General features: G+C 55.2%; 14 protein-coding genes, 1 tRNA gene and 3 rRNA genes. 6 read left to right on the plus strand and 12 right to left on the minus strand.

Features of this window, described 5'->3' with window-relative positions; all coding sequences use genetic code 11:
• Nucleotides 1-115 precede the first annotated feature (115 nt).
• Together mobA and mobB are read left to right on the plus strand one after the other, a co-directional pair.
• Complete coding sequence (mobA, locus tag SERAS12_RS24900; RefSeq protein ID WP_013815056.1) at nt 116-709, plus strand: molybdenum cofactor guanylyltransferase MobA; 594 nt, start codon at nt 116-118, stop codon at nt 707-709.
• Nucleotides 702-1217: a molybdopterin-guanine dinucleotide biosynthesis protein MobB gene (mobB, locus tag SERAS12_RS24905; protein ID WP_013815057.1), complete on the plus strand. Its 516-nt coding sequence runs from the start codon at nt 702-704 to the stop codon at nt 1215-1217. The genes mobA and mobB overlap by 8 nt, the downstream gene beginning before the upstream one ends.
• 73 nt (nt 1218-1290) lie before the next feature.
• Here mobB and rrf read toward each other — a convergent pair.
• From rrf to SERAS12_RS24925, 4 genes are all read right to left on the minus strand, one after another.
• Nucleotides 1291-1406 (minus strand): 5S ribosomal RNA (gene rrf / locus SERAS12_RS24910).
• Nucleotides 1407-1514: 108 nt separating this feature from the next.
• Nucleotides 1515-4424 (minus strand): 23S ribosomal RNA (locus SERAS12_RS24915).
• 246 nt (nt 4425-4670) lie between these two features.
• A tRNA-Glu gene (locus tag SERAS12_RS24920) sits at nt 4671-4746 on the minus strand.
• Between the two features lie 145 nt (nt 4747-4891).
• Nucleotides 4892-6433 (minus strand): 16S ribosomal RNA (locus SERAS12_RS24925).
• Together the 16S, 23S and 5S rRNA genes with 1 tRNA gene alongside form the textbook arrangement of a ribosomal RNA operon.
• Nucleotides 6434-6925: 492 nt before the next feature.
• Between SERAS12_RS24925 and SERAS12_RS24930 the strand changes: the two genes are divergently transcribed.
• Nucleotides 6926-7615 (plus strand): FadR/GntR family transcriptional regulator, encoded by a 690-nt coding sequence (locus SERAS12_RS24930; protein ID WP_013815058.1) that lies wholly within the window; start codon nt 6926-6928, stop codon nt 7613-7615.
• A 60-nt stretch (nt 7616-7675) separates the two neighbouring features.
• On the plus strand, nt 7676-9091 hold the full coding sequence (gene mdtD, locus SERAS12_RS24935) for a multidrug transporter subunit MdtD (RefSeq protein WP_013815059.1): 1416 nt from the start codon (nt 7676-7678) through the stop codon (nt 9089-9091).
• Here mdtD and rbsR read toward each other — a convergent pair.
• From rbsR to kup, 7 genes are all read right to left on the minus strand, one after another.
• Nucleotides 9088-10089, minus strand: coding sequence for a ribose operon transcriptional repressor RbsR (rbsR, locus tag SERAS12_RS24940; RefSeq protein ID WP_004950431.1), 1002 nt, complete (start codon nt 10087-10089; stop codon nt 9088-9090). The genes mdtD and rbsR overlap by 4 nt on opposite strands.
• A gap of 5 nt (nt 10090-10094) precedes the next feature.
• Entirely contained in the window at nt 10095-11021 is a 927-nt protein-coding gene (rbsK, locus tag SERAS12_RS24945) for a ribokinase (RefSeq protein ID WP_013815060.1), read from the minus strand.
• A 61-nt stretch (nt 11022-11082) separates the two neighbouring features.
• Nucleotides 11083-11970, minus strand: a complete 888-nt coding sequence (gene rbsB, locus SERAS12_RS24950; RefSeq protein ID WP_041416663.1) for a ribose ABC transporter substrate-binding protein RbsB — start codon at nt 11968-11970, stop codon at nt 11083-11085.
• Between the two features lie 23 nt (nt 11971-11993).
• Entirely contained in the window at nt 11994-12959 is a 966-nt protein-coding gene (gene rbsC, locus SERAS12_RS24955; RefSeq protein WP_004950441.1) for a ribose ABC transporter permease, read from the minus strand.
• 6 nt (nt 12960-12965) lie between these two features.
• Nucleotides 12966-14471 (minus strand): ribose ABC transporter ATP-binding protein RbsA, encoded by a 1506-nt coding sequence (gene rbsA, locus SERAS12_RS24960; RefSeq protein WP_013815062.1) that lies wholly within the window; start codon nt 14469-14471, stop codon nt 12966-12968.
• A gap of 7 nt (nt 14472-14478) precedes the next feature.
• A complete protein-coding gene (rbsD, locus tag SERAS12_RS24965; RefSeq protein WP_013815063.1) occupies nt 14479-14898 on the minus strand; it encodes a D-ribose pyranase in 420 nt (139 codons plus the stop codon).
• A gap of 168 nt (nt 14899-15066) precedes the next feature.
• The gene (gene kup, locus SERAS12_RS24970) at nt 15067-16935 is read right to left on the minus strand and encodes a low affinity potassium transporter Kup (protein ID WP_013815064.1); all 1869 of its coding nucleotides are present in this window, start codon (nt 16933-16935) and stop codon (nt 15067-15069) included.
• A gap of 283 nt (nt 16936-17218) precedes the next feature.
• On the opposite strand from kup, the gene ravA reads away from it, so the two are divergent.
• Nucleotides 17219-18727, plus strand: a complete 1509-nt coding sequence (ravA, locus tag SERAS12_RS24975) for an ATPase RavA (RefSeq protein WP_006329002.1) — start codon at nt 17219-17221, stop codon at nt 18725-18727.
• Nucleotides 18728-18729: 2 nt separating this feature from the next.
• Nucleotides 18730-20193, plus strand: a complete 1464-nt coding sequence (gene viaA, locus SERAS12_RS24980; protein WP_013815065.1) for an ATPase RavA stimulator ViaA — start codon at nt 18730-18732, stop codon at nt 20191-20193.
• Nucleotides 20194-20196: 3 nt separating this feature from the next.
• On the opposite strand, the gene asnA is transcribed toward viaA, so the two are convergent.
• Nucleotides 20197-21189, minus strand: coding sequence for an aspartate--ammonia ligase (asnA, locus tag SERAS12_RS24985; RefSeq protein WP_013815066.1), 993 nt, complete (start codon nt 21187-21189; stop codon nt 20197-20199).
• Between the last annotated feature and the right edge of the window lie 152 nt (nt 21190-21341).

The following is a 21341-nucleotide window of genomic DNA, read 5'->3' on the forward strand; positions in this document are numbered from 1 at the left end:
GTAACAGGCTTACCAACGCAGTGAAAGAAGCAGCTTGTCAATAAAGGTAAATCCTGATGCCGCACCGGCTTTAGCGCTACAATCAGGACGTTAGCCACAATGCAGGATGAGAAATATGCACGAGGACATTACCGGCATTATTCTGGCCGGGGGACGCGCCACGCGAATGGGCGGGGAAGATAAAGGCTTGGTTCAGGTTGCCGGAATACCGTTGTATCAGCACGTGCTTGCCCGATTGCAACCGCAGGTGGGCCAGATTGCCATCAGCGCCAACCGCAATCAGGCCCGTTATCAGGAAAGCGGCCTGCCGACGATCGGCGATCTGACCACTGACTTTTCCGGTCCGCTGGCCGGTATATTGGCCGGGCTGAGATATGCCGCCACTGAATGGGTGGCCTTTGTTCCCTGCGATGTGCCCGATTTTCCCACCACGTTGGTCGAACAACTCTGGCAGCAAAAAGGCCGCTCACTGGCCGCCTATGCCAGCGATGGAGAACGAGCCCACCCAACTCTGGCACTGTTGCATATCAGCCTGGCGCCCCAGTTAGCAGGCTATCTGGCTAGAGGGGATCGCAAGCTAATGCTGTTTCTGGACGCAGCAGGCGCGCGCCAGGTAACGTTCACTGGTCAGCAAGCCGCATTCCACAACCTTAATACGCGAGAAGACTGCCTGCGCTGGCAGCAGGAAAAAGGATTCCCCCATGAATAACCCCCACCCTCCTTTGCTGGGCATTGCTGCCTATAGCGGTACAGGTAAAACCACGCTGCTTAAGCAGCTAATACCGTTATTGAGACAGCGGGAAATCCGCGTAGGGCTGATTAAACATACGCATCATGATATGGATGTAGATACGCCAGGCAAAGACAGTTATGAATTACGTAAGGCAGGCGCCGATCAAACATTGGTCGCCAGCGATCGCCGCTGGGCACTGATGACAGAAACACCGGAGCAATTGCCGCTTAATCTGCACTATCTGGCCAGCCGATTTGATCGTGACAAAGTGGATGTGATTTTAGTGGAAGGATTTAAACACGAGCCAGTGAGTAAGATCATTCTGTATCGTGAAAATATAGGCAGGCCGCTGGAGGATATGCTGGATAAGTTTGTCATTGCGGTAGCCTGCGATCGGTCTGTTGCAGGGGTTAAATCCCTGGATATTAACCAGCCTGAGGCAATAGCTGAGTTTATCGTCGAGTGGTTGAAAGGCGCAGCGTAGCTGCGCCCGATATTTCCTGACCGCAAAGCAAAAAGCCCCATGCTTTCGCATGAGGCTTTCGACTTTGTTTGATGCCTGGCAGTGTCCTACTCTCGCATGGGGAGACCCCACACTACCATCGGCGCTACGGCGTTTCACTTCTGAGTTCGGCATGGAGTCAGGTGGGACCACCGCGCTATTGCCGCCAGGCAAATTCTGTTTCATTCCAACCGCTTCACTCTCGTGTCGCCATTGAAACCAATCTCGGAACTTCGCTGAAAATCTACACCAATCTCTCTAAAACACCTTCGGTGTTGTAAGGTTAAGCCTCACGGATCATTAGTACTGGTTAGCTCAATGCATCGCTGCACTTACACACCCAGCCTATCAACGTCTTAGTCTTAAACGTTCCTTCAGGGACCTTAAAGGCCCAGGGAAGACTCATCTCGAGGCAAGTTTCGCGCTTAGATGCTTTCAGCGCTTATCTTTTCCGCACTTAGCTACCGGGCAATGCCATTGGCATGACAACCCGAACACCAGTGGTGCGTTCACTCCGGTCCTCTCGTACTAGGAGCAACCCCTCTCAATCTTCCAACGCCCACGGCAGATAGGGACCGAACTGTCTCACGACGTTCTAAACCCAGCTCGCGTACCACTTTAAATGGCGAACAGCCATACCCTTGGGACCTACTTCAGCCCCAGGATGTGATGAGCCGACATCGAGGTGCCAAACACCGCCGTCGATATGAACTCTTGGGCGGTATCAGCCTGTTATCCCCGGAGTACCTTTTATCCGTTGAGCGATGGCCCTTCCATTCAGAACCACCGGATCACTAAGACCTACTTTCGTACCTGCTCGAGCCGTCACTCTCGCAGTCAAGCTAGCTTATGCCTTTGCACTAACCTCACGATGTCCGACCGTGATTAGCTAACCTTCGTGCTCCTCCGTTACTCTTTGGGAGGAGACCGCCCCAGTCAAACTACCCACCAGACACTGTCCTCACCCCGGATTACGGGGCCGAGTTAGAACATCAAACATTAAAGGGTGGTATTTCAAGGTTGGCTCCACGCAGACTGGCGTCCACGCTTCAAAGCCTCCCACCTATCCTACACATCAAGGCTCAATGTTCAGTGTCAAGCTATAGTAAAGGTTCACGGGGTCTTTCCGTCTTGCCGCGGGTACACTGCATCTTCACAGCGAGTTCAATTTCACTGAGTCTCGGGTGGAGACAGCCTGGCCATCATTACGCCATTCGTGCAGGTCGGAACTTACCCGACAAGGAATTTCGCTACCTTAGGACCGTTATAGTTACGGCCGCCGTTTACTGGGGCTTCGATCAAGAGCTTCGCCTTGCGGCTGACCCCATCAATTAACCTTCCAGCACCGGGCAGGCGTCACACCGTATACGTCCACTTTCGTGTTTGCACAGTGCTGTGTTTTTATTAAACAGTTGCAGCCAGCTGGTATCTGCGACTGGCTTCGGCTCCGAGAGCAAGTCTCTTCACCTACGCGCCAGCGTGCCTTCTCCCGAAGTTACGGCACCATTTTGCCTAGTTCCTTCACCCGAGTTCTCTCAAGCGCCTTGGTATTCTCTACCTGACCACCTGTGTCGGTTTGGGGTACGATTCTGTGTTACCTGATGCTTAGAGGCTTTTCCTGGAAGCTTGGCATCAACTACTTCTGCACCGTAGTGCATCGTCATCACGCCTCAGGGTTGAATAAGAGAACGGATTTACCAATTCTCTCCCCCTACACGCTTAAACCGGGACAACCGTCGCCCGGCTAGCCTAGCCTTCTCCGTCCCCCCTTCGCAGTAACACCGAGTACAGGAATATTAACCTGTTTCCCATCGACTACGCCTTTCGGCCTCGCCTTAGGGGTCGACTCACCCTGCCCCGATTAACGTTGGACAGGAACCCTTGGTCTTCCGGCGAGCGGGTTTTTCACCCGCTTTATCGTTACTTATGTCAGCATTCGCACTTCTGATACCTCCAGCAACCCTCACAGGCCACCTTCAACGGCTTACAGAACGCTCCCCTACCCAACAACGCCTAAGCGTCGCTGCCGCAGCTTCGGTGCATGGTTTAGCCCCGTTACATCTTCCGCGCAGGCCGACTCGACCAGTGAGCTATTACGCTTTCTTTAAATGATGGCTGCTTCTAAGCCAACATCCTGGCTGTCTATGCCTTCCCACATCGTTTCCCACTTAACCATGACTTTGGGACCTTAGCTGGCGGTCTGGGTTGTTTCCCTCTTCACGACGGACGTTAGCACCCGCCGTGTGTCTCCCGTGATAACATTCTTCGGTATTCGGAGTTTGCATCGGTTTGGTAAGCCGGGATGGCCCCCTAGCCGAAACAGTGCTCTACCCCCGAAGATGAGTTCACGAGGCGCTACCTAAATAGCTTTCGGGGAGAACCAGCTATCTCCCGGTTTGATTGGCCTTTCACCCCCAGCCACAAGTCATCCGCTAATTTTTCAACATTAGTCGGTTCGGTCCTCCAGTTAGTGTTACCCAACCTTCAACCTGCCCATGGCTAGATCACCGGGTTTCGGGTCTATACCTTGCAACTATTCGCCCAGTTAAGACTCGGTTTCCCTACGGCTCCCCTATACGGTTAACCTTGCTACAAAATATAAGTCGCTGACCCATTATACAAAAGGTACGCAGTCACCCAACAAAGTAGGCTCCCACTGCTTGTACGTACACGGTTTCAGGTTCTATTTCACTCCCCTCGCCGGGGTTCTTTTCGCCTTTCCCTCACGGTACTGGTTCACTATCGGTCAGTCAGGAGTATTTAGCCTTGGAGGATGGTCCCCCCATATTCAGACAGGATGTCACGTGTCCCGCCCTACTCATCGAACTCACAGAATGTGCATTTTAGTGTACGGGACTATCACCCTTTACTGTGCGACTTTCCAGACGCTTCCACTAACACACAAACTGATTCAGGTTCTGGGCTGTTCCCCGTTCGCTCGCCGCTACTGGGGGAATCTCGGTTGATTTCTTTTCCTCGGGGTACTTAGATGTTTCAGTTCCCCCGGTTCGCCTCGTTAAGCTATGTATTCACTTAACGATAGTGCAACGAATTGCACTGGGTTTCCCCATTCGGGTATTGCCGGTTATAACGGTTCATATCACCTTACCGACACTTTTCGCAGATTAGCACGCCCTTCATCGCCTCTGACTGCCTAGGCATCCACCGTGTACGCTTAGTCACTTAACCTCACAACCCGAAGATGTTTCTGTAAACAGAAAACACTGTCGTGCTGTTTATTTGAGAGACTCTATGACAGGTTAATCCTTACCCCAATACATCTACGGAGGGATAAGTTTCAGCTGTCATGTTTCAATTTTCAGCTTGTTCCAGATTGTTAAAGAGCAATATCTTAAACACGACTCGCAAGAGTCATCTTTAAGATTTTTTCGGTTATGACTAACCGGTGATAATGTCTTTCACTCATTATCGGATTGGCGTCCCCAAGGGGATTCGAACCCCTGTTACAGCCGTGAAAGGGCAGTGTCCTAGGCCTCTAGACGATGGGGACACGAAAATCCGATTAAACTGAACGTCTTAATCGGTTCGTATCAGCATGAGTCAGAGACTCATTACATCAACAGGTAGCGCTTTTGCTCATTACTTTTTCATCAGACAATCTGTGTGAGCACGCCACTCGAATCAATATCATTAGGTAAGGAGGTGATCCAACCGCAGGTTCCCCTACGGTTACCTTGTTACGACTTCACCCCAGTCATGAATCACAAAGTGGTAAGCGCCCTCCCGAAGGTTAAGCTACCTACTTCTTTTGCAACCCACTCCCATGGTGTGACGGGCGGTGTGTACAAGGCCCGGGAACGTATTCACCGTAGCATTCTGATCTACGATTACTAGCGATTCCGACTTCATGGAGTCGAGTTGCAGACTCCAATCCGGACTACGACGTACTTTATGAGGTCCGCTTGCTCTCGCGAGTTCGCTTCTCTTTGTATACGCCATTGTAGCACGTGTGTAGCCCTACTCGTAAGGGCCATGATGACTTGACGTCATCCCCACCTTCCTCCGGTTTATCACCGGCAGTCTCCTTTGAGTTCCCGACCGAATCGCTGGCAACAAAGGATAAGGGTTGCGCTCGTTGCGGGACTTAACCCAACATTTCACAACACGAGCTGACGACAGCCATGCAGCACCTGTCTCAGAGTTCCCGAAGGCACTAAGCTATCTCTAGCGAATTCTCTGGATGTCAAGAGTAGGTAAGGTTCTTCGCGTTGCATCGAATTAAACCACATGCTCCACCGCTTGTGCGGGCCCCCGTCAATTCATTTGAGTTTTAACCTTGCGGCCGTACTCCCCAGGCGGTCGATTTAACGCGTTAGCTCCGGAAGCCACGCCTCAAGGGCACAACCTCCAAATCGACATCGTTTACAGCGTGGACTACCAGGGTATCTAATCCTGTTTGCTCCCCACGCTTTCGCACCTGAGCGTCAGTCTTTGTCCAGGGGGCCGCCTTCGCCACCGGTATTCCTCCAGATCTCTACGCATTTCACCGCTACACCTGGAATTCTACCCCCCTCTACAAGACTCTAGCTTGCCAGTTTCAAATGCAGTTCCCACGTTAAGCGCGGGGATTTCACATCTGACTTAACAAACCGCCTGCGTGCGCTTTACGCCCAGTAATTCCGATTAACGCTTGCACCCTCCGTATTACCGCGGCTGCTGGCACGGAGTTAGCCGGTGCTTCTTCTGCGAGTAACGTCAATGTACAGTGCTATTAACACTGAACCCTTCCTCCTCGCTGAAAGTGCTTTACAACCCTAAGGCCTTCTTCACACACGCGGCATGGCTGCATCAGGCTTGCGCCCATTGTGCAATATTCCCCACTGCTGCCTCCCGTAGGAGTCTGGACCGTGTCTCAGTTCCAGTGTGGCTGGTCATCCTCTCAGACCAGCTAGGGATCGTCGCCTAGGTGAGCCATTACCCCACCTACTAGCTAATCCCATCTGGGCACATCTGATGGCGTGAGGCCCGAAGGTCCCCCACTTTGGTCCGTAGACGTTATGCGGTATTAGCTACCGTTTCCAGTAGTTATCCCCCTCCATCAGGCAGTTTCCCAGACATTACTCACCCGTCCGCCGCTCGTCACCCGGAGAGCAAGCTCTCCTGTGCTACCGCTCGACTTGCATGTGTTAGGCCTGCCGCCAGCGTTCAATCTGAGCCATGATCAAACTCTTCAATTTAAAAGTTCGATTTGCTTCAACTCGTGAAGCGATGCTCAAAGGTTACTAAATGAATTTTACTTCAGTAGTCACTCTTCAAGACTTGATATTTTTTCGTACCCGAAGGTACTGGATATCGTCTTGTGGAGTGCCCACACAGATTGTCTGATAAATTGTTAAAGAGCAGTGAGTTAGCCGCCGTAGCTTGCTATCTCGAGGTGGCGTATATTACGCTTTTCACCCGAAGAGTCAAGCGTTTATTTCGCTTTTCTCTTACCGACCTGGCGACTTGTTCTCGTTAGAGGAGTCGTTGTTCCCGGTCAGTGGAGGCGCATTATAGGGAGTTCTCAGAAGGCCGCAACCCCTAAATGCAAAAAACTTTTCAAGCGCGGATTTTTTCGGCAAAGCGCTGCACAAGCCAGCGATTCCGTCACTTTTTCCGGCAAACAGCCACAAAAGCTGGCGATCCGTAGAGTAAAATAAGAATAACGATGTCAGTAAGGACCCGCAGCCATGCAATTTAACGCTCAACAACAGGCCGCTCAACGTAACCTTTCTTATCTGCTTGCAGAGAAACTCGGCCAACAAATTCTGGCAGGCGATTATCAGGCGGGCAGTATCTTGCCTGGAGAGATGGAACTGGGAGAACAATTCGGCGTTAGCCGCACGGCCGTGCGCGAAGCAGTAAAGATGCTGGCAGCCAAAGGTATGCTGTTGCCACGCCCGCGCATCGGTACCCGGGTGATGCCGCAAAGCCAGTGGAATTTTCTCGATCAGGATTTACTGACCTGGTGGATGACTCGGGAGAACTTCGATCAGGTGATGCAACACTTTCTTATATTACGCACGTCATTGGAACCACAGGCCTGCTCGCTGGCTGCTGCTAACGCCAGCGCTCAGCAAACCGCGCTTCTGGCCGAATTGATGGCGGAGATGCGTGCGCTGCATACCCAGTTTGACCGCGAGCGCTGGATCCAGGTCGATACCCAATTCCACCAGCTTATCTATGAAGCCAGCGGCAACCCGTTCCTGACATCATTCGCCAACCTGTTCAGTTCGGTGTATCAAAGCTACTTCCGCGCCATTACCGGCAACGAAGTGATTAAGCTCCAACACCATCAGGCCATCGTAGATGCGATATTGGCCGGTGACAGCAACCAGGCGTTAGCCGCATGTCAGGTTTTACTTAAAGAGAAAGACTAACTCATCCCCTACTTATATAAAGATGAGAGAGACGGATACGACAGTTAACCAGGACCGACAATGACCAAATCCGCGCGCAGTATGGCAGGGCTACCCTGGATCGCCGCAATGGCGTTCTTTATGCAGGCGCTGGACGCCACCATTCTCAACACCGCATTGCCGGCGATCGCCCACAGTCTGGATCGCTCGCCATTGGCAATGCAGTCTGCCGTGATCAGCTATACGTTGACGGTTGCCATGCTGATCCCGGTCAGTGGCTGGCTGGCGGACCGCTTCGGCACCCGTCGGGTATTTATCCTCGCGGTGTCGCTGTTTACCCTCGGCTCACTGCTGTGCGCGCTTTCCCCTACGTTGAGCGTGCTGGTGACCTCACGTGTCATTCAGGGGATCGGCGGCGCGATGATGATGCCAGTGGCGCGTCTGGCGCTGCTGCGCGCCTACCCGCGCAGCGAACTATTGCCGGTACTGAACTTCGTGACCATGCCGGGGTTGGTTGGGCCGATCATGGGGCCACTACTGGGCGGTTGGCTGGTGACCTACGCCACCTGGCATTGGATTTTCCTGATTAATATCCCGATAGGCCTGCTCGGCATCTTCTATGCACGTAAATACATGCCGGACTTCACCACCCCCAAGCGCCGTTTCGATCTCATTGGTTTTATGCTGTTTGGCCTGAGTCTGGTGCTGGTTTCCACCGGGCTTGAGCTGTTCGGCGAACGGGTACTGGCCAGCTATATCTCGCTGGGTATCCTGCTGAGCGGCGTGGTGATGCTGTTCGGTTATATCGCTCATGCCCGCAGGCATCCCCAACCGCTGATTGGCCTGGACTTGTTCAAGACTCGCACCTTCTCGGTGGGCATTGCCGGCAACGTCGCCTCGCGCCTGGGTACCGGCTGCGTGCCATTCCTGATGCCGCTGATGCTGCAGGTGGGCTTCGGTTACTCTGCGATTATCGCCGGCTGCATGATGGCACCGACCGCCGTCGGTTCGCTGATGGCAAAATCCACCGTCACACAGGTGCTGCGCTGGTTCGGTTACCGCAAAACGTTGGTTGGCATCACTGTGATTATCGGCGTGTTGATTGCTCAGTTCGCGCTACAAAGCCCGGGGATGCCGCTGTGGTTGATGATCTTGCCGCTGTTCGTTTTGGGCATGGCGATGTCTACGCAATTCACCGCCATGAATACCATCAGCCTGGCGGACTTGAACGATGCCAATGCCAGCTCCGGCAACAGCGTGCTGGCGGTCACCCAGCAGCTTTCCATCAGCTTCGGCGTGGCGATCAGCGCGGCAGTGTTGCGTTTCTACGAGTCAATGTCGCTCGGCACCATGATCGATCACTTCCACTACACCTTTATTACCATGGGGATTGTCACCGTCGCGTCGGCGTTTGTCTTCATGCTGTTGAGAACAAAGGATGGCCGCAATCTGATCGGCGGCCGGGAAGCGAAGAAAGAAGCAAAAGCGGCAAGCTAGCGGTGCCCCACCGAAGCACGTTCCACCAGCTCCGGGGTCAGCACCAGAACCTGGGCTTCCCGTTCCGGGTTCTGCAGGCGGTTGATCAACGCATCAATCGCCAGTTCGCCCAGCGAATCCTTCGGCTGGTGAATAGTACTTAGCGGCGGCGCGAGGTATTTGGCCAGCTCGATATCATCGTAGCCCATCACCGCCATGTCCTGCGGTACCGACAGTCCGGCCTGGTACAACGCCTGATAGGCGCCTACTGCTACTGCATCATTACCGGCGAATACCGCATGCGGCGGTTCAGCCAGCGCCAGCAGCTGTTTCATCGCAGCAACGCCACCTTCAAACTCGAAGTCGCAATGCACTTCGTATCCGGGCAGGATCGCCAGCCCGGCGCGTTGCATGGCGCGGCGGTAGCCTTCCAAACGATGGCGTGCGGTGGTTTTATCCTGCGGGCCGGCGATGCAGGCAATGTTGCGATAACCGCGGGCGATAAGGTGATCGGTCGCCATCTCCCCACCGAGCAACGAGTTATCCTGAATGATATCGTTAGCCCCTTCGAACGGTGCCCAGTCCATCATCACAATTGGCAGCGACGGATAGCGGCTCAGCGCGTCCTGCGACGGTCGGTGGTTTTCGGTGCACATCAACAGCAGGCCATCGACGCGTTTTTGCAACAACGTCTCCATGCTGCGGTTCATGCGCGCGGCATCTTCTTCGGTATTGCACAGGATCAGGCTGTAGCCGCGCTCGTAGCAGCTGCGCTCAACGCCACGCACCACTTCGGCATAGAACGGGTTGTTGCTGGAGGTAACCAGCATGCCAATGGTCCGCGTCTGATTCAGCTTCAGGCTGCGCGCCAGCGCGGAGGGCGCATAGTTCAATTGTTCAACGGCCGCCATGACCTTGTCGCGCACGCTGTCGCTGACAAAGCGATTGTTATTGATAACGTGTGAAACCGTCGAGGTTGAAACGCCCGCCAGGCGGGCGACATCTTTCATGGTGGCCAAAGGCGTTACTCCTGCTGCTGCAAGAAGGCGTCGATCTCTTCACGCCAGGGTACGGAGGGCTGAGCGCCGGGACGGGTTACCGCAATCGCCGCCGCCGCATGGGCGAAGCGCACCGCATCCGCCATAGTTTTACCTTCCAGTAGCGCCGTCACCAACGCCCCGTTGAAGGTATCACCGGCAGCGATGGTGTCTACCGCTTTAACCTTGAAGCCGGGCACCAACTTACCGTTGCCGTTCTCACTCAACCAAACGCCACGGCTGCCAAGGGTTATGATCACCGTGCCGATGCCTTTATCGTGCAAGGCTTGCGCCGCACGCGCCGCGTCATCATCATTAGCGATAGCTATGCCGGTGAGGCGCTGGGCTTCTGTTTCATTGGGCGTGATCATATCGACCAACGCCAACAGTTCATCCGGCAGCTCACGCGCCGGTGCCGGATTGAGAATCACCTGCGTTTGATGCTGCTTCGCCAAGCGAGCGGCGGCCATCACCGTTTCCAGCGGCGACTCGAGCTGCATCAGCAAAGCATCGGCTTCAATAACCCGTTGCTGATAACGCGCCAGATAGTCGGGTGTTACGGCGGCATTGGCGCCGGCATCGATGCCGATCACGTTCTCGCCTTCCGCATTAACAAAAATCAGCGCCACGCCCGTGGTGTTGTCGGCAATCGCCTCAATCGGTTGGGTATCAATGCGATCGGTCGCCAGTTGCAGGCGGATGCGTTCACCGATGTCATCTGCGCCGATGCAGGCTATAAAGGCGATATCCGCACCGCTGCGTCCTGCCGCCACCGCCTGATTCGCGCCTTTACCGCCAAATGCCACCTTATACTGTTTCCCGATCACCGTTTCACCCGGGTGGGGAAACTGCTCAATATTGAGGATATGGTCGGCATTGATACTGCCAAGCACCACCAGCTTACCTGTTTCCATCGCATTGATTCCTGAATTGCGCGCCATCACAAACGCCCCGTTTTGATGGCGCTGGTATGACTTATTTAGTGACCAGTTTCAAATCAACCGGGAGGGTGGTCGGCACTTTCTCGCCTTTCAAGACTTTATCTGCCGTTTCCACGCCAATCACGCCGATTTGATCCGGACGCTGCGCCACGGTCGCAGCCAACTTGCCGCCTTCAACCGCTTTCACGCCATCGGCAGTGCCGTCGAAGCCTACCACGACCACATCGGTTTTACCGGCAGTTTGCAGCGCACGCAGTGCGCCCAGCGCCATTTCATCGTTCTGTGCAAACACCGCCTGCACGTCCGGGTGAGCAGTCAGCAGGTTCTGCATTACGTTCAGGCCCTTGGTACGGTCGAAATCTGCCGGCTGGCTGGCCAGCAGTTTAAATTTGTTCTGATCCAGCGACTGTTTGAACCCTTCGCCACGCTCGCGGGCGGCGGAGGTGCCGGCAATCCCTTCCAGTTGGATCACTTTAGCGTCTGTGCCCACTTTTTTAGCGATAAAGTCGCCGGCCATTTTACCGCCAACGCGGTTGTCCGAGGCGATATGGCTGACCACCTCGCCCTTGCTTGCCACGCGGTCCAGCGTAATGACCGGGACCTTGGCCTGATTGGCCATCTTGATGGCGTTACCCACCGCATCGGAATCCGTTGGGTTAATCAGCAGCAGTTTAGGTGCCTGCACCATCAGATCCTGCACGTTAGCCAGCTCTTTCGCCGGGTTGTTCTGCGAGTCCAACACCACCAGGTTATAACCCAACTTGTTGGCTTCCTGCTGTGCGCCTTCTTTCATGGAAACGAAGAACGGGTTATTCAGGGTGGACACCACCAGCGCGATGGTGTCTTTCGCCAACGCGTTAGCGCTCAGGGTGGCGGTCAGAGCGAAGGCCGAAGCCAGGATTGCCAGTTTTTTCATTTTCATCATCGTGATTCCTGTAGGGGAGGTTACTTGTTGCTTTTGTTATCTACCAGAACCGCCAGCAGTATCACCACTGCCTTCACGATCATTTGGTAGTAGGAAGAAACACCCAGTAAATTCAGGCCGTTGTTCAGGAAGCCGAGGATCAGCGCCCCGATCAGCGTGCCTACGATGCGGCCCTTGCCGCCCGCCAGGCTGGTGCCACCCAGCACGACGGCAGCGATGGCATCCAACTCATAGCCGGTACCGGCAGTCGGCTGTGCAGAAGACAAGCGCGCCACTTCGATAACGCCAGCCAGCGCCGCCAGCAGCCCGCACAGTGAATAAACGATAATCTTCACTTTATCGACGCTAATGCCGGAAAGGCGGGTCGCCGCTTCGTTACCGCCCAAGGCATAAATATAGCGGCCCAGACGGGTGTGGTGCAGCATGTACCAGGCGGCGATAAACACTATCGCCATAATCCAGATCGGGGTTGGCACCCCCAGCGGGCGGCCGATACCGAACCAGCCGAAGGTGTCGGCCACGTCGGTAAAGCCGGTATTCACCGGGCTGCCGTTGGTGTACACCATGGTGACGCCGCGCAGCAGCAACATCATCACCAGGGTGGCAATAAATGCCTGCACCTTGCCTTTGGCGACAATCACGCCGGTGCAGGCGCCCACCGCAGCACCCAACGCCAGCGCCGCCGCAACGGCCACCACCGCGTTAATTTCAAAACCGACGATCGACGCCGCCACCGCACCGGTCAGCGCCAGCAGCGATCCCACCGACAGATCGATACCGGAAGTCAGGATCACCAGCGTCATCCCGACCGCCATAATGGCGTTCACCGAGGTTTGCTGGAGGATATTGAACAGGTTGTTCAGGGTGAAGAAATTCGGGCTCATTGAAGAGACCACGGCAATCAGCACCAGCAGAGCAATCAGTGATTTTTGCTCTAACAGCCACTCTTTACTGAACCAGCGCTTTGCGACACTCTGGGAACTCATATCTGATTACTCCTGCTTTACGCCGTATTGCTTGCCGACGGCCGCTGCCATCAACACTTCCTGGGTGGCCTGTTCAATCGGGAATTCACCGCTTAGGTGCCCTTCGTGCATGACCAGAATGCGGTCGCTCATGCCCAGCACCTCCGGCATTTCCGAAGACACCAGAATGATGCTCAGCCCTTCCTGCTTGAACTGGTTGATTAACTGATAGATTTCTTTTTTGGCACCGACGTCGACGCCGCGCGTCGGCTCGTCGAGGATCAACACCTTTGGTCGCGTCATCAGGCCGCGGGCAATCGCCACCTTCTGCTGATTACCGCCGGAAAGCAGGCCAATCGGCTGCTCCATCGAGGGCGTCTTGATATTGAACAGGCGAATGAAATCCCCTACCGCCTGCCGCTCATCAGCCTGTTTCAAGCTTCCGCCGGCGCGGCTGAAATAGCGCAAAGCGGTCAGCGACATGTTTTCCTTTACCGACATTCCCAGCACCAGGCCATCACGCTTGCGGTCTTCGGAGATATACACGATGCCGTTCGCCAGGCCGTCCTGTGGAGAACGAGTCACCACCTCATGGCCATCGAGGCTGACCGTGCCGGCTTTGCGCGGTGCGGCACCGTAGAGAATCTTCATCAACTCGGTACGCCCGGCCCCCATCAGCCCAGCCACACCCAGGATTTCGCCGCGGTAGAGGGTAAAGCTGACGTCATGCACGCCGGGGCCGGAAACCTGGCTGACCTCCAACCGCTTTTCGCCGCGCGGCAGGTTAAGCCGCGGGTACTGCTCCTCCAGCTTGCGGCCGACCATCATTTCGATAAGCAGGTCTTCCTGCAGCTCACTGACCGGCCGCTCGGCGATAAACTGCCCATCACGGAACACCGTGACGTCATCGCAGATTTCGAAGATCTCCTTCAGCCGGTGCGAGATATAAACAATGCCGCGCCCCTCGGCCTTCAGCTCGTTGATCACTTTAAATAAAGACGCGGTTTCCGTGTCGGTCAGCGCATCGGTCGGCTCATCCATGATGATGACTTTCGACTCGAAGCTCAGCACCTTGGCGATTTCCACCATCTGCTGATCGCCGATCGACAGTTCGCCCACCAGTCGGTGGCTGCTGTAACTCAGGTTCAGCCGCGCCAGCAGTTTGTCGGCTTCGGCGTACATTCGCTTCCAGTCGATGCGGCCAAAGCGGTTAACAAACTCACGCCCGAGAAAAATGTTTTCCGCAATCGTCAGTTGAGGGATCAGGTTCAGTTCCTGATGGATAATGCCGATGCCCGCTTCCTGCGAATCCTTTGGCCCGTTGAACGCCACCTCTTTGCCGAGAAAATACTGACTGCCGGCGTCTTTGTTATAGATGCCGGTCAGCACTTTCATCATGGTGGACTTCCCGGCGCCGTTTTCACCCACCAGCGCCATCACCTTACCGGGATAAACGCTGAGTGCAGCGCCGGAAAGCGCCTTCACGCCGGGAAAGGCTTTATCGATCCCTTTCAGTTGCAGTAAAGGTTGCATAAATGCCTCAGAAAGTTACGCCGGCGCAGAGGATGACGTTCGCGTACGGCGAACATTCACCGCTGCGGATCACCGCCCGGCTGTGTTCAGTTTGCGCTTTAAAAGCCTGGTGGCTGATATAACTCACGCTAATGGTGTTTCCCTGGTGTTGGCCAAGCTGTATCAGTTGAGCCAACAAAGCTTGATGGAGCTGCGGATTTTGATGCACCATCTCTTCCGCCAGAATGGCGCTTTCAACCTGCATCTCCTGCGTCACTACCCCGACCACCTGCAAAAACGTCGGCACTCCCTGGGTCAGCGCCAGATCGATACGCTGCGTTACCGCCGGGATCGGCAGCCCTGCATCGCAGATGACAATCTGATCGGTATGGCCGAGCCGGGAAACCACGGCAGAGACTTCAGCATTCAGCAGTACGCCTTTTTTCATCTTTTCACTCCAGCAGCGAAACGTTTCGCTATCGGATGAGTTTAAAAAAACGGCAGGGGAAGGCAACCGGGATAATGCAGAAATGTGATCGCTATCGAAACGTTTCGCTCACACAACTAAAAAGCGGAAACAAAAGGGGCCCAGCATTGCTGAGCCCCTGAGAGGGAGTTAAATCTCGACCTGGGTTCCCAGTTCTATCACCCGATTCGGCGGGATCTCAAACTGGTCCGGCGCGCGCAGCGCGTTACGGCTCAGCGCGATAAACAGCTTGCCGCGCAGGAACAGATACCAAGGCCGTTTGGTCAGGATCAGCGACTCATGCGACATAAAGAACGAGGTTTCCGTCATGCGGCACGGCAGCCCTTCCAGTCCGCAGCGGTGGAACACTTCTTCAACGTTCGGCGTTTCGCGCCAACCGTAGCTGGCCACCACCCGCCAGAAGGTCGGTGAAAGCTGTTCGATGGTCACCCGGCGCACATTGTGTACGTAAGGCGCATCCTCGGTGCGTAGCGTCAGCAGCACTACCCGCTCATGCAGCACCTTGTTGTGTTTCAGGTTATGCAGCAGCGCAAAAGGGATCACGTTAATGGCGCGCGACATAAATACCGCCGTACCAGGCACTCGCACCGGCGGCGATTTCTCCAGTGAGGCAATCATCGCCTCCAGAGAGTTACCGTGTTCATGCATGCGGCGCAACAGACGGAAACGTTCGCTTTTCCAGGTGGTCATGATGATGAACATCATCAGCGCCAGCAACAACGGCAGCCAACCGCCAGAGAACAGTTTCAGGGCATTGGCAGAGAACATCGGCACGTCGATAATCAGCAGGATAATCAGGATGCCGACCATGAAGAAGCGGTTCCAATGCCAGTTTTTGATCGCCACCGAGGTCACCAGAATGCTGGTCAGCACCATGGTGCCGGTCACGGCGATGCCATACGCCGCTGCCAGGTTGCTGGAGTGTTCGAAGCCCACAATCACCAGCACTACCGCGATATACAACGTCCAGTTAATCACCGGAATATAAATTTGGCCCGATTCCATTTCCGATGTATGGATAATGCGCATCGGCGACAGATACCCCAGGCGCACCGCCTGACGGGTCAGGGAGAACACGCCGGAAATCACCGCCTGAGAGGCGATGACCGTAGCCAGAGTCGCCAATATCAGCAGCGGGATCAGCGCCCAGTCCGGCGCCAGCAGGAAGAACGGGTTCTTGATCGCCTCGGGATTTTTCAGCAACAACGCGCCCTGGCCGAAATAGTTCAGTACCAGCGAAGGCAACACCACGGTGAACCAGGCCAAGCGGATAGGGAATTTACCGAAGTGGCCCATATCGGCATACAGCGCCTCAACGCCGGTGATCGACAGCACCACCGCGCCGAGCGCAAAGAACGAGACCTTCTTATATTCCATAAAGAAGTTCAGCGCCCATTTCGGGTTCATCGCCTGCAGCACTTCCGGGTTAGCGATGATGCTGCGCGCGCCCAGCACCGCCAACACGATAAACCACAGCAGCATCACCGGGGCAAACAGTTTTCCGACGCTGCCGGTGCCGTGTTTTTGGATAGCGAACAACAGCGTCAGCACCAGAATGGATAAGGGAACGATATAGCCGTCGAGCGAGGGTGCTGCGATCTCCAGCCCCTCTATCGCCGACATCACCGATATCGCCGGGGTGATCACCACCTCGCCATAGAAGAAACTGCCGCCAATCAGGCCGAGAATCACCAGCACCGCAGTGGTGCGCGCCGAGGTATTGCGCCCGGCCAGCGACATCAGCGTCAGGATACCGCCTTCGCCGGCATTATCCGCACGCATGACATAGCTAAGGTATTTAAGCGAAACAATGATAATCAGCATCCAGAAAATCAGGGACAGGAAGCCAAACACCACGTCAGGACGCACATCGAAGCCATAATGGCCGGAGAAACACTCTCTCAGGGTATAGAGAGGGCTGGTGCCAATATCACCGTAAACCACCCCAATTGCCGCCAGAGTTACCGCTGATAAGGACTGTTTATGTTCTGAGCTCATAATTCGTTTCTTTATTAGAACATCCGTTAGCGATGCATCCGCATCAGCCAGAGATACGGGCTCTAAGATCCGTTACGCCCACTAAAAGGCGCACAGTATGCACGATTTATACGGCTTGCCTACTCTTATATCAGCCCCAAAAAATAAACAAAATGTGAACCAGCCACTCTTTTGATAATAGAAAGATTTTACTAATCAACAAGCTATACCATTAAAAATAATGGTGGTTTATCATCGGATTATCCACCAAGATTGGCTAACTCTCGGACAACACGACAATAATATGGCGCCATCATCACTTCTGGCAGAACGGATCTCCCGCCTCAGCAGCGCGCTGGAGAGCGGTCTTTATGAACGACAGGAAGCAATTCGCCTGTGTTTACTGGCGGCGCTCAGCGGTGAAAGCGTGTTTCTTCTCGGCCCGCCCGGCATCGCCAAAAGCCTGATTGCCCGCCGGTTAAAATTCGCCTTTCGCAGCGCGCGCTCGTTTGAATACCTGATGACGCGTTTCTCGACGCCGGAAGAAGTGTTCGGCCCGCTGTCTATCCAGGCATTGAAAGATGAAGGCCGCTATCAGCGTCTGACCGCCGGCTATCTGCCCGAGGCGGAGATCGTGTTCCTGGATGAAATCTGGAAAGCCGGCCCGGCCATCCTCAATACCCTGTTAACGGCGATCAACGAACGCCGCTTCCGCAACGGCAACAGCGAAGAGCCGATCCCGCTGCGGTTACTGGTTACCGCCTCTAACGAACTGCCTGAGGCCGACAACAGTCTGGAAGCGCTGTACGACCGCATGCTGATCCGCCTGTGGCTGGACAAAGTTCAGGATAAACAGAATTTCCGCTCACTGCTGGTCAGCCGCCAGAACGAGAATGACAACCCGGTCCCTGAAGCCTTGAGCATCAGCGACGAAGAGTTTCACCAGTGGCAGTCGCAGATCGACAAGGTCAAGCTGCCCGAAGGCTGTTTTGAACTGATATTCCAGCTGCGCCAGCGGTTGGATGCGCTGGAGAGCGCGCCCTACGTCTCCGACCGTCGTTGGAAAAAGGCATTGCGGCTGTTGCAGGCCTGCGCCTTCTTCAGCGGCCGCGACGCCGTCGCCCCGCTCGACCTGATGTTGTTGAAAGATTGTCTGTGGCATGACCTCACTTCGCTAAAGCTGCTGCAACAGCAAATCGACCAATTGCTGACCGAGTCGGCCTATCAGCAGCAGACGCTGTTGATTCAACTGCAACAGATCCACACCCGCTGGCTGCAACACCAACAGCAGCAAAGCGATCGTCAGGCGATAGCGCTGGTGAAAAAAGGCGGTATGTTCAGCAGAAAGCCCCAATACATGGCGGCGGCGCCGTTAGGCACCGGCACCCTGACCCTGCTGCTGCAAAAACCGCTGCAACTGCATGATATTCAGGTCAACCATCTGAGCATTGAAAGCAGCGCGCTGGAAAACTGGCTGCAAAAGGGCGGCGACGTGCGCGCCAAGCTGAACGGCATCGGCTTTGCCCAGCAGATTGACCTGGAAGTGGACGAGCAACTGCATCTGACGGTGCTGGACGTCAGCCGCCAGCCTTCGCTGCTGGCTCTGCCCGGTAAACAGACCGGCGGTACGCCCCAAGCGATGCTGGACGAAATGGACGCGCTGGCACAGCGTCTGGCGGAACAGCGCCGGTTGTTCAGCCAACACCAGCCCTGCCTGTTTACCCCTGCCGGCGGCCTGGCAAAAATTGAAGCCAGCCTGTTGCAGGTGGCGGAACAGATCAAACAGCAGCACCAGCAGATGCGCGGCCAGTAACGATGCTCAGCCTGGAAACGCTCGATCTGCTGCTGGCGATCACCGAAGGTGAACTGATCGAGGAGATGATCGTCGGCATGCTGGCAGCTCCGCAGCTAACGGTTTTCTTCAAGAAATTTCCGGCCATCCGCCGGGCGCTGGATCGCGACCTGCCGCGCTGGAAGCTGCAACTGAAAGAGCGTATCCATGAAGCCATGGTCCCCCCGGCGCTGGCGCAGGAGTTTTATCGCTATCAACAGTGCCAGTTGGAGAACAATACCCAGTTCTATCACCACCTGAACGATACCCTCGAACTACTGCGCCAGCTGGTTTCCCCGTTTTATGAGCAGGCCCGTGCGCTGGTGGATGCCGCCGATCTGCCCAATCATCCGCTGGACGACAGTTTCCAGACCCTATTCCTGCAACGCTGGCGCATCAGCCTGACGCTACAGGCCACCATGCTGCACCACCAGTTGCTGGAACAGGAGCGAGAGCAACTGATGGCGGAGCTGCAGGAACGTCTGGCGCTGAGCGGCGCGCTGGAGCCGCTGTTGTCGGAAAACGACACCGCCGCCGGGCGGTTGTGGGATATGAGCAAAGGCCACCTGCAACGCGGCGACTACCAGCGGCTGGTGGAATACGGCAATTTCCTGCAACAGCAGCCGGAGCTGAAAAAATTGGCGCAGCAATTGGGCCGGAGCTATCAGGCCAAGGCGGTGCAACAACAAGATGCGCTGCCGGAACCTTTCCGCGTAATGGTCCAGGTGCCGGCCACGCTGCCGGAAGAGGTCAGTGGTATTCACCAAAGCGACGATATTCTGCGCCTGCTGCCGCCGGAACTGGCCACGCTGGGCATTGAAGAGCTGGAGTTCGAATTTTACCGTCGCCTGCTGGAAAGGCGGCTGTTGACGTATCGCTTGCAGGGCGACGTCTGGCAGGAACAAATCCTCATCCGACAGGTCACCCACCAGCAGCAAGATCAGCAGCCGCGCGGGCCGTTTATCGTCTGCGTGGACACTTCAGGTTCGATGGGAGGGTTCAATGAACAGTGCGCCAAGGCTTTTTGCCTGGCGCTGCTGCGCATCGCGTTGGCGGATAACCGCCGTTGCTACATTATGCTGTTCGCCAACCAGATCGTGCATTACGAACTTACCGCCGCCAGTGGCATCGAGCAGGCGGTACGTTTTCTCGGCCAGCATTTTCGCGGCGGCACCGATCTGGCCGCTTGCCTGAACGCCACGGTCACCAAAATGGCAGACAGCGGCTGGTTTGACGCCGATGCGGTGATCATTTCCGACTTTATTGCCCAGCGGTTGCCGGAGGAGGTCATAAAGAAGGTGAAACAGCAGCAACAAAGCCACCAGCAACGCTTTCATGCCGTGGCGATGTCCGCCTATGGCAAACCCGGCATCATGCGCATCTTCGATCATATCTGGCGCTTCGATACCGGGTTAAAAAGCCGTTTAATGCGCCGCTGGCGGCGCTGAATATTACAACAGCCCTTCGACCGCTTCACGCACTTGCGGCGACCACACGCCGCATTGCACCTGGCCGATATGCGACAGTTGCAGCAACAGCATGACCAGACGCGACTGACCGATGCCACCGCCAATGGTCTGTGGCATATCGCCGCGCAGCAGCGACTGATGCCACTCCAGCTTGAGACGATCTTCATCGCCAGTCAGCGACAGTTGGCGTTTCAGCGCATCGGCGTCAACGCGGATCCCCATAGAAGAAAGTTCAAAGGCATCCTGCAATATCGGGTTCCACACCACAATATCGCCGTTCAGGCCGGCCAACCCTTCAGCCGCCGGCGTGGTCCAGTCATCATAATCCGGCGCACGCACATCGTGGGATTTGCCATGCGACAGTTTACCGCCGATACCGATCAGGAATACCGCACCCAGCTCTTTGGCAATAGCCCTCTCGCGGCCTTTGGCGTCCAGCTCGGGGTAACGTTGCAACAGGGTTTCGCTGTGAACGAAGTGGATTTGCTCCGGCAGGAACGGCGTTAAGCCGTATTCGCGGCTCACTTCGGCCTCCGTAGCCTTAATAGCCGCATAAATGCTGCGCACGGTGTTTTGCAGGTAATCCTGGCTGCGTTCACCGTCGCCCATCACCCGTTCCCAATCCCATTGATCAACGTAAACCGAGTGGATCGCGCTCAGACGATCTTCATCCGGGCGCAGCGCTTTCATATGGGTATACAGGCCTTCACCTGCGCCGAAATCATAGCTACCCAAGGTTTTGCGTTTCCACTTGGCCAATGAATGCACCACTTCGAAGGTGGCATCCGGCAAGGTTTTCACCTTCACTTGCACCGCTTTCTCACTGCCGGACAGGTTGTCCTGAGTGCCGTCGCCCAAACGGCTGAGGATAGGCGCCTGCACTTCGATCAGGCCAAGCTGCTGTTCCAACTGGCGTGAGAAGAAGGATTTAACCAGGCTGATTTGTTGTTGTTTTTGGATAAACTGTTTTTTCATTGCCGTATCTCTTATAAATCTGTCTCTGTTGCCATCGATTAAGCAACAGAACGGCAGTGTAATTCAATATCCGCTAATCAATATTGCCTTTTCACTTTTAATCATTCATTTTGATGCGGTGATAATTCAACAATCAGCAATTAATGGGGGTT

It is taken from the genome of Serratia sp. AS12, from assembly GCF_000214195.1.
In the GTDB taxonomy this organism is placed as follows: Bacteria; Pseudomonadota; Gammaproteobacteria; order Enterobacterales; family Enterobacteriaceae; genus Serratia; species Serratia plymuthica.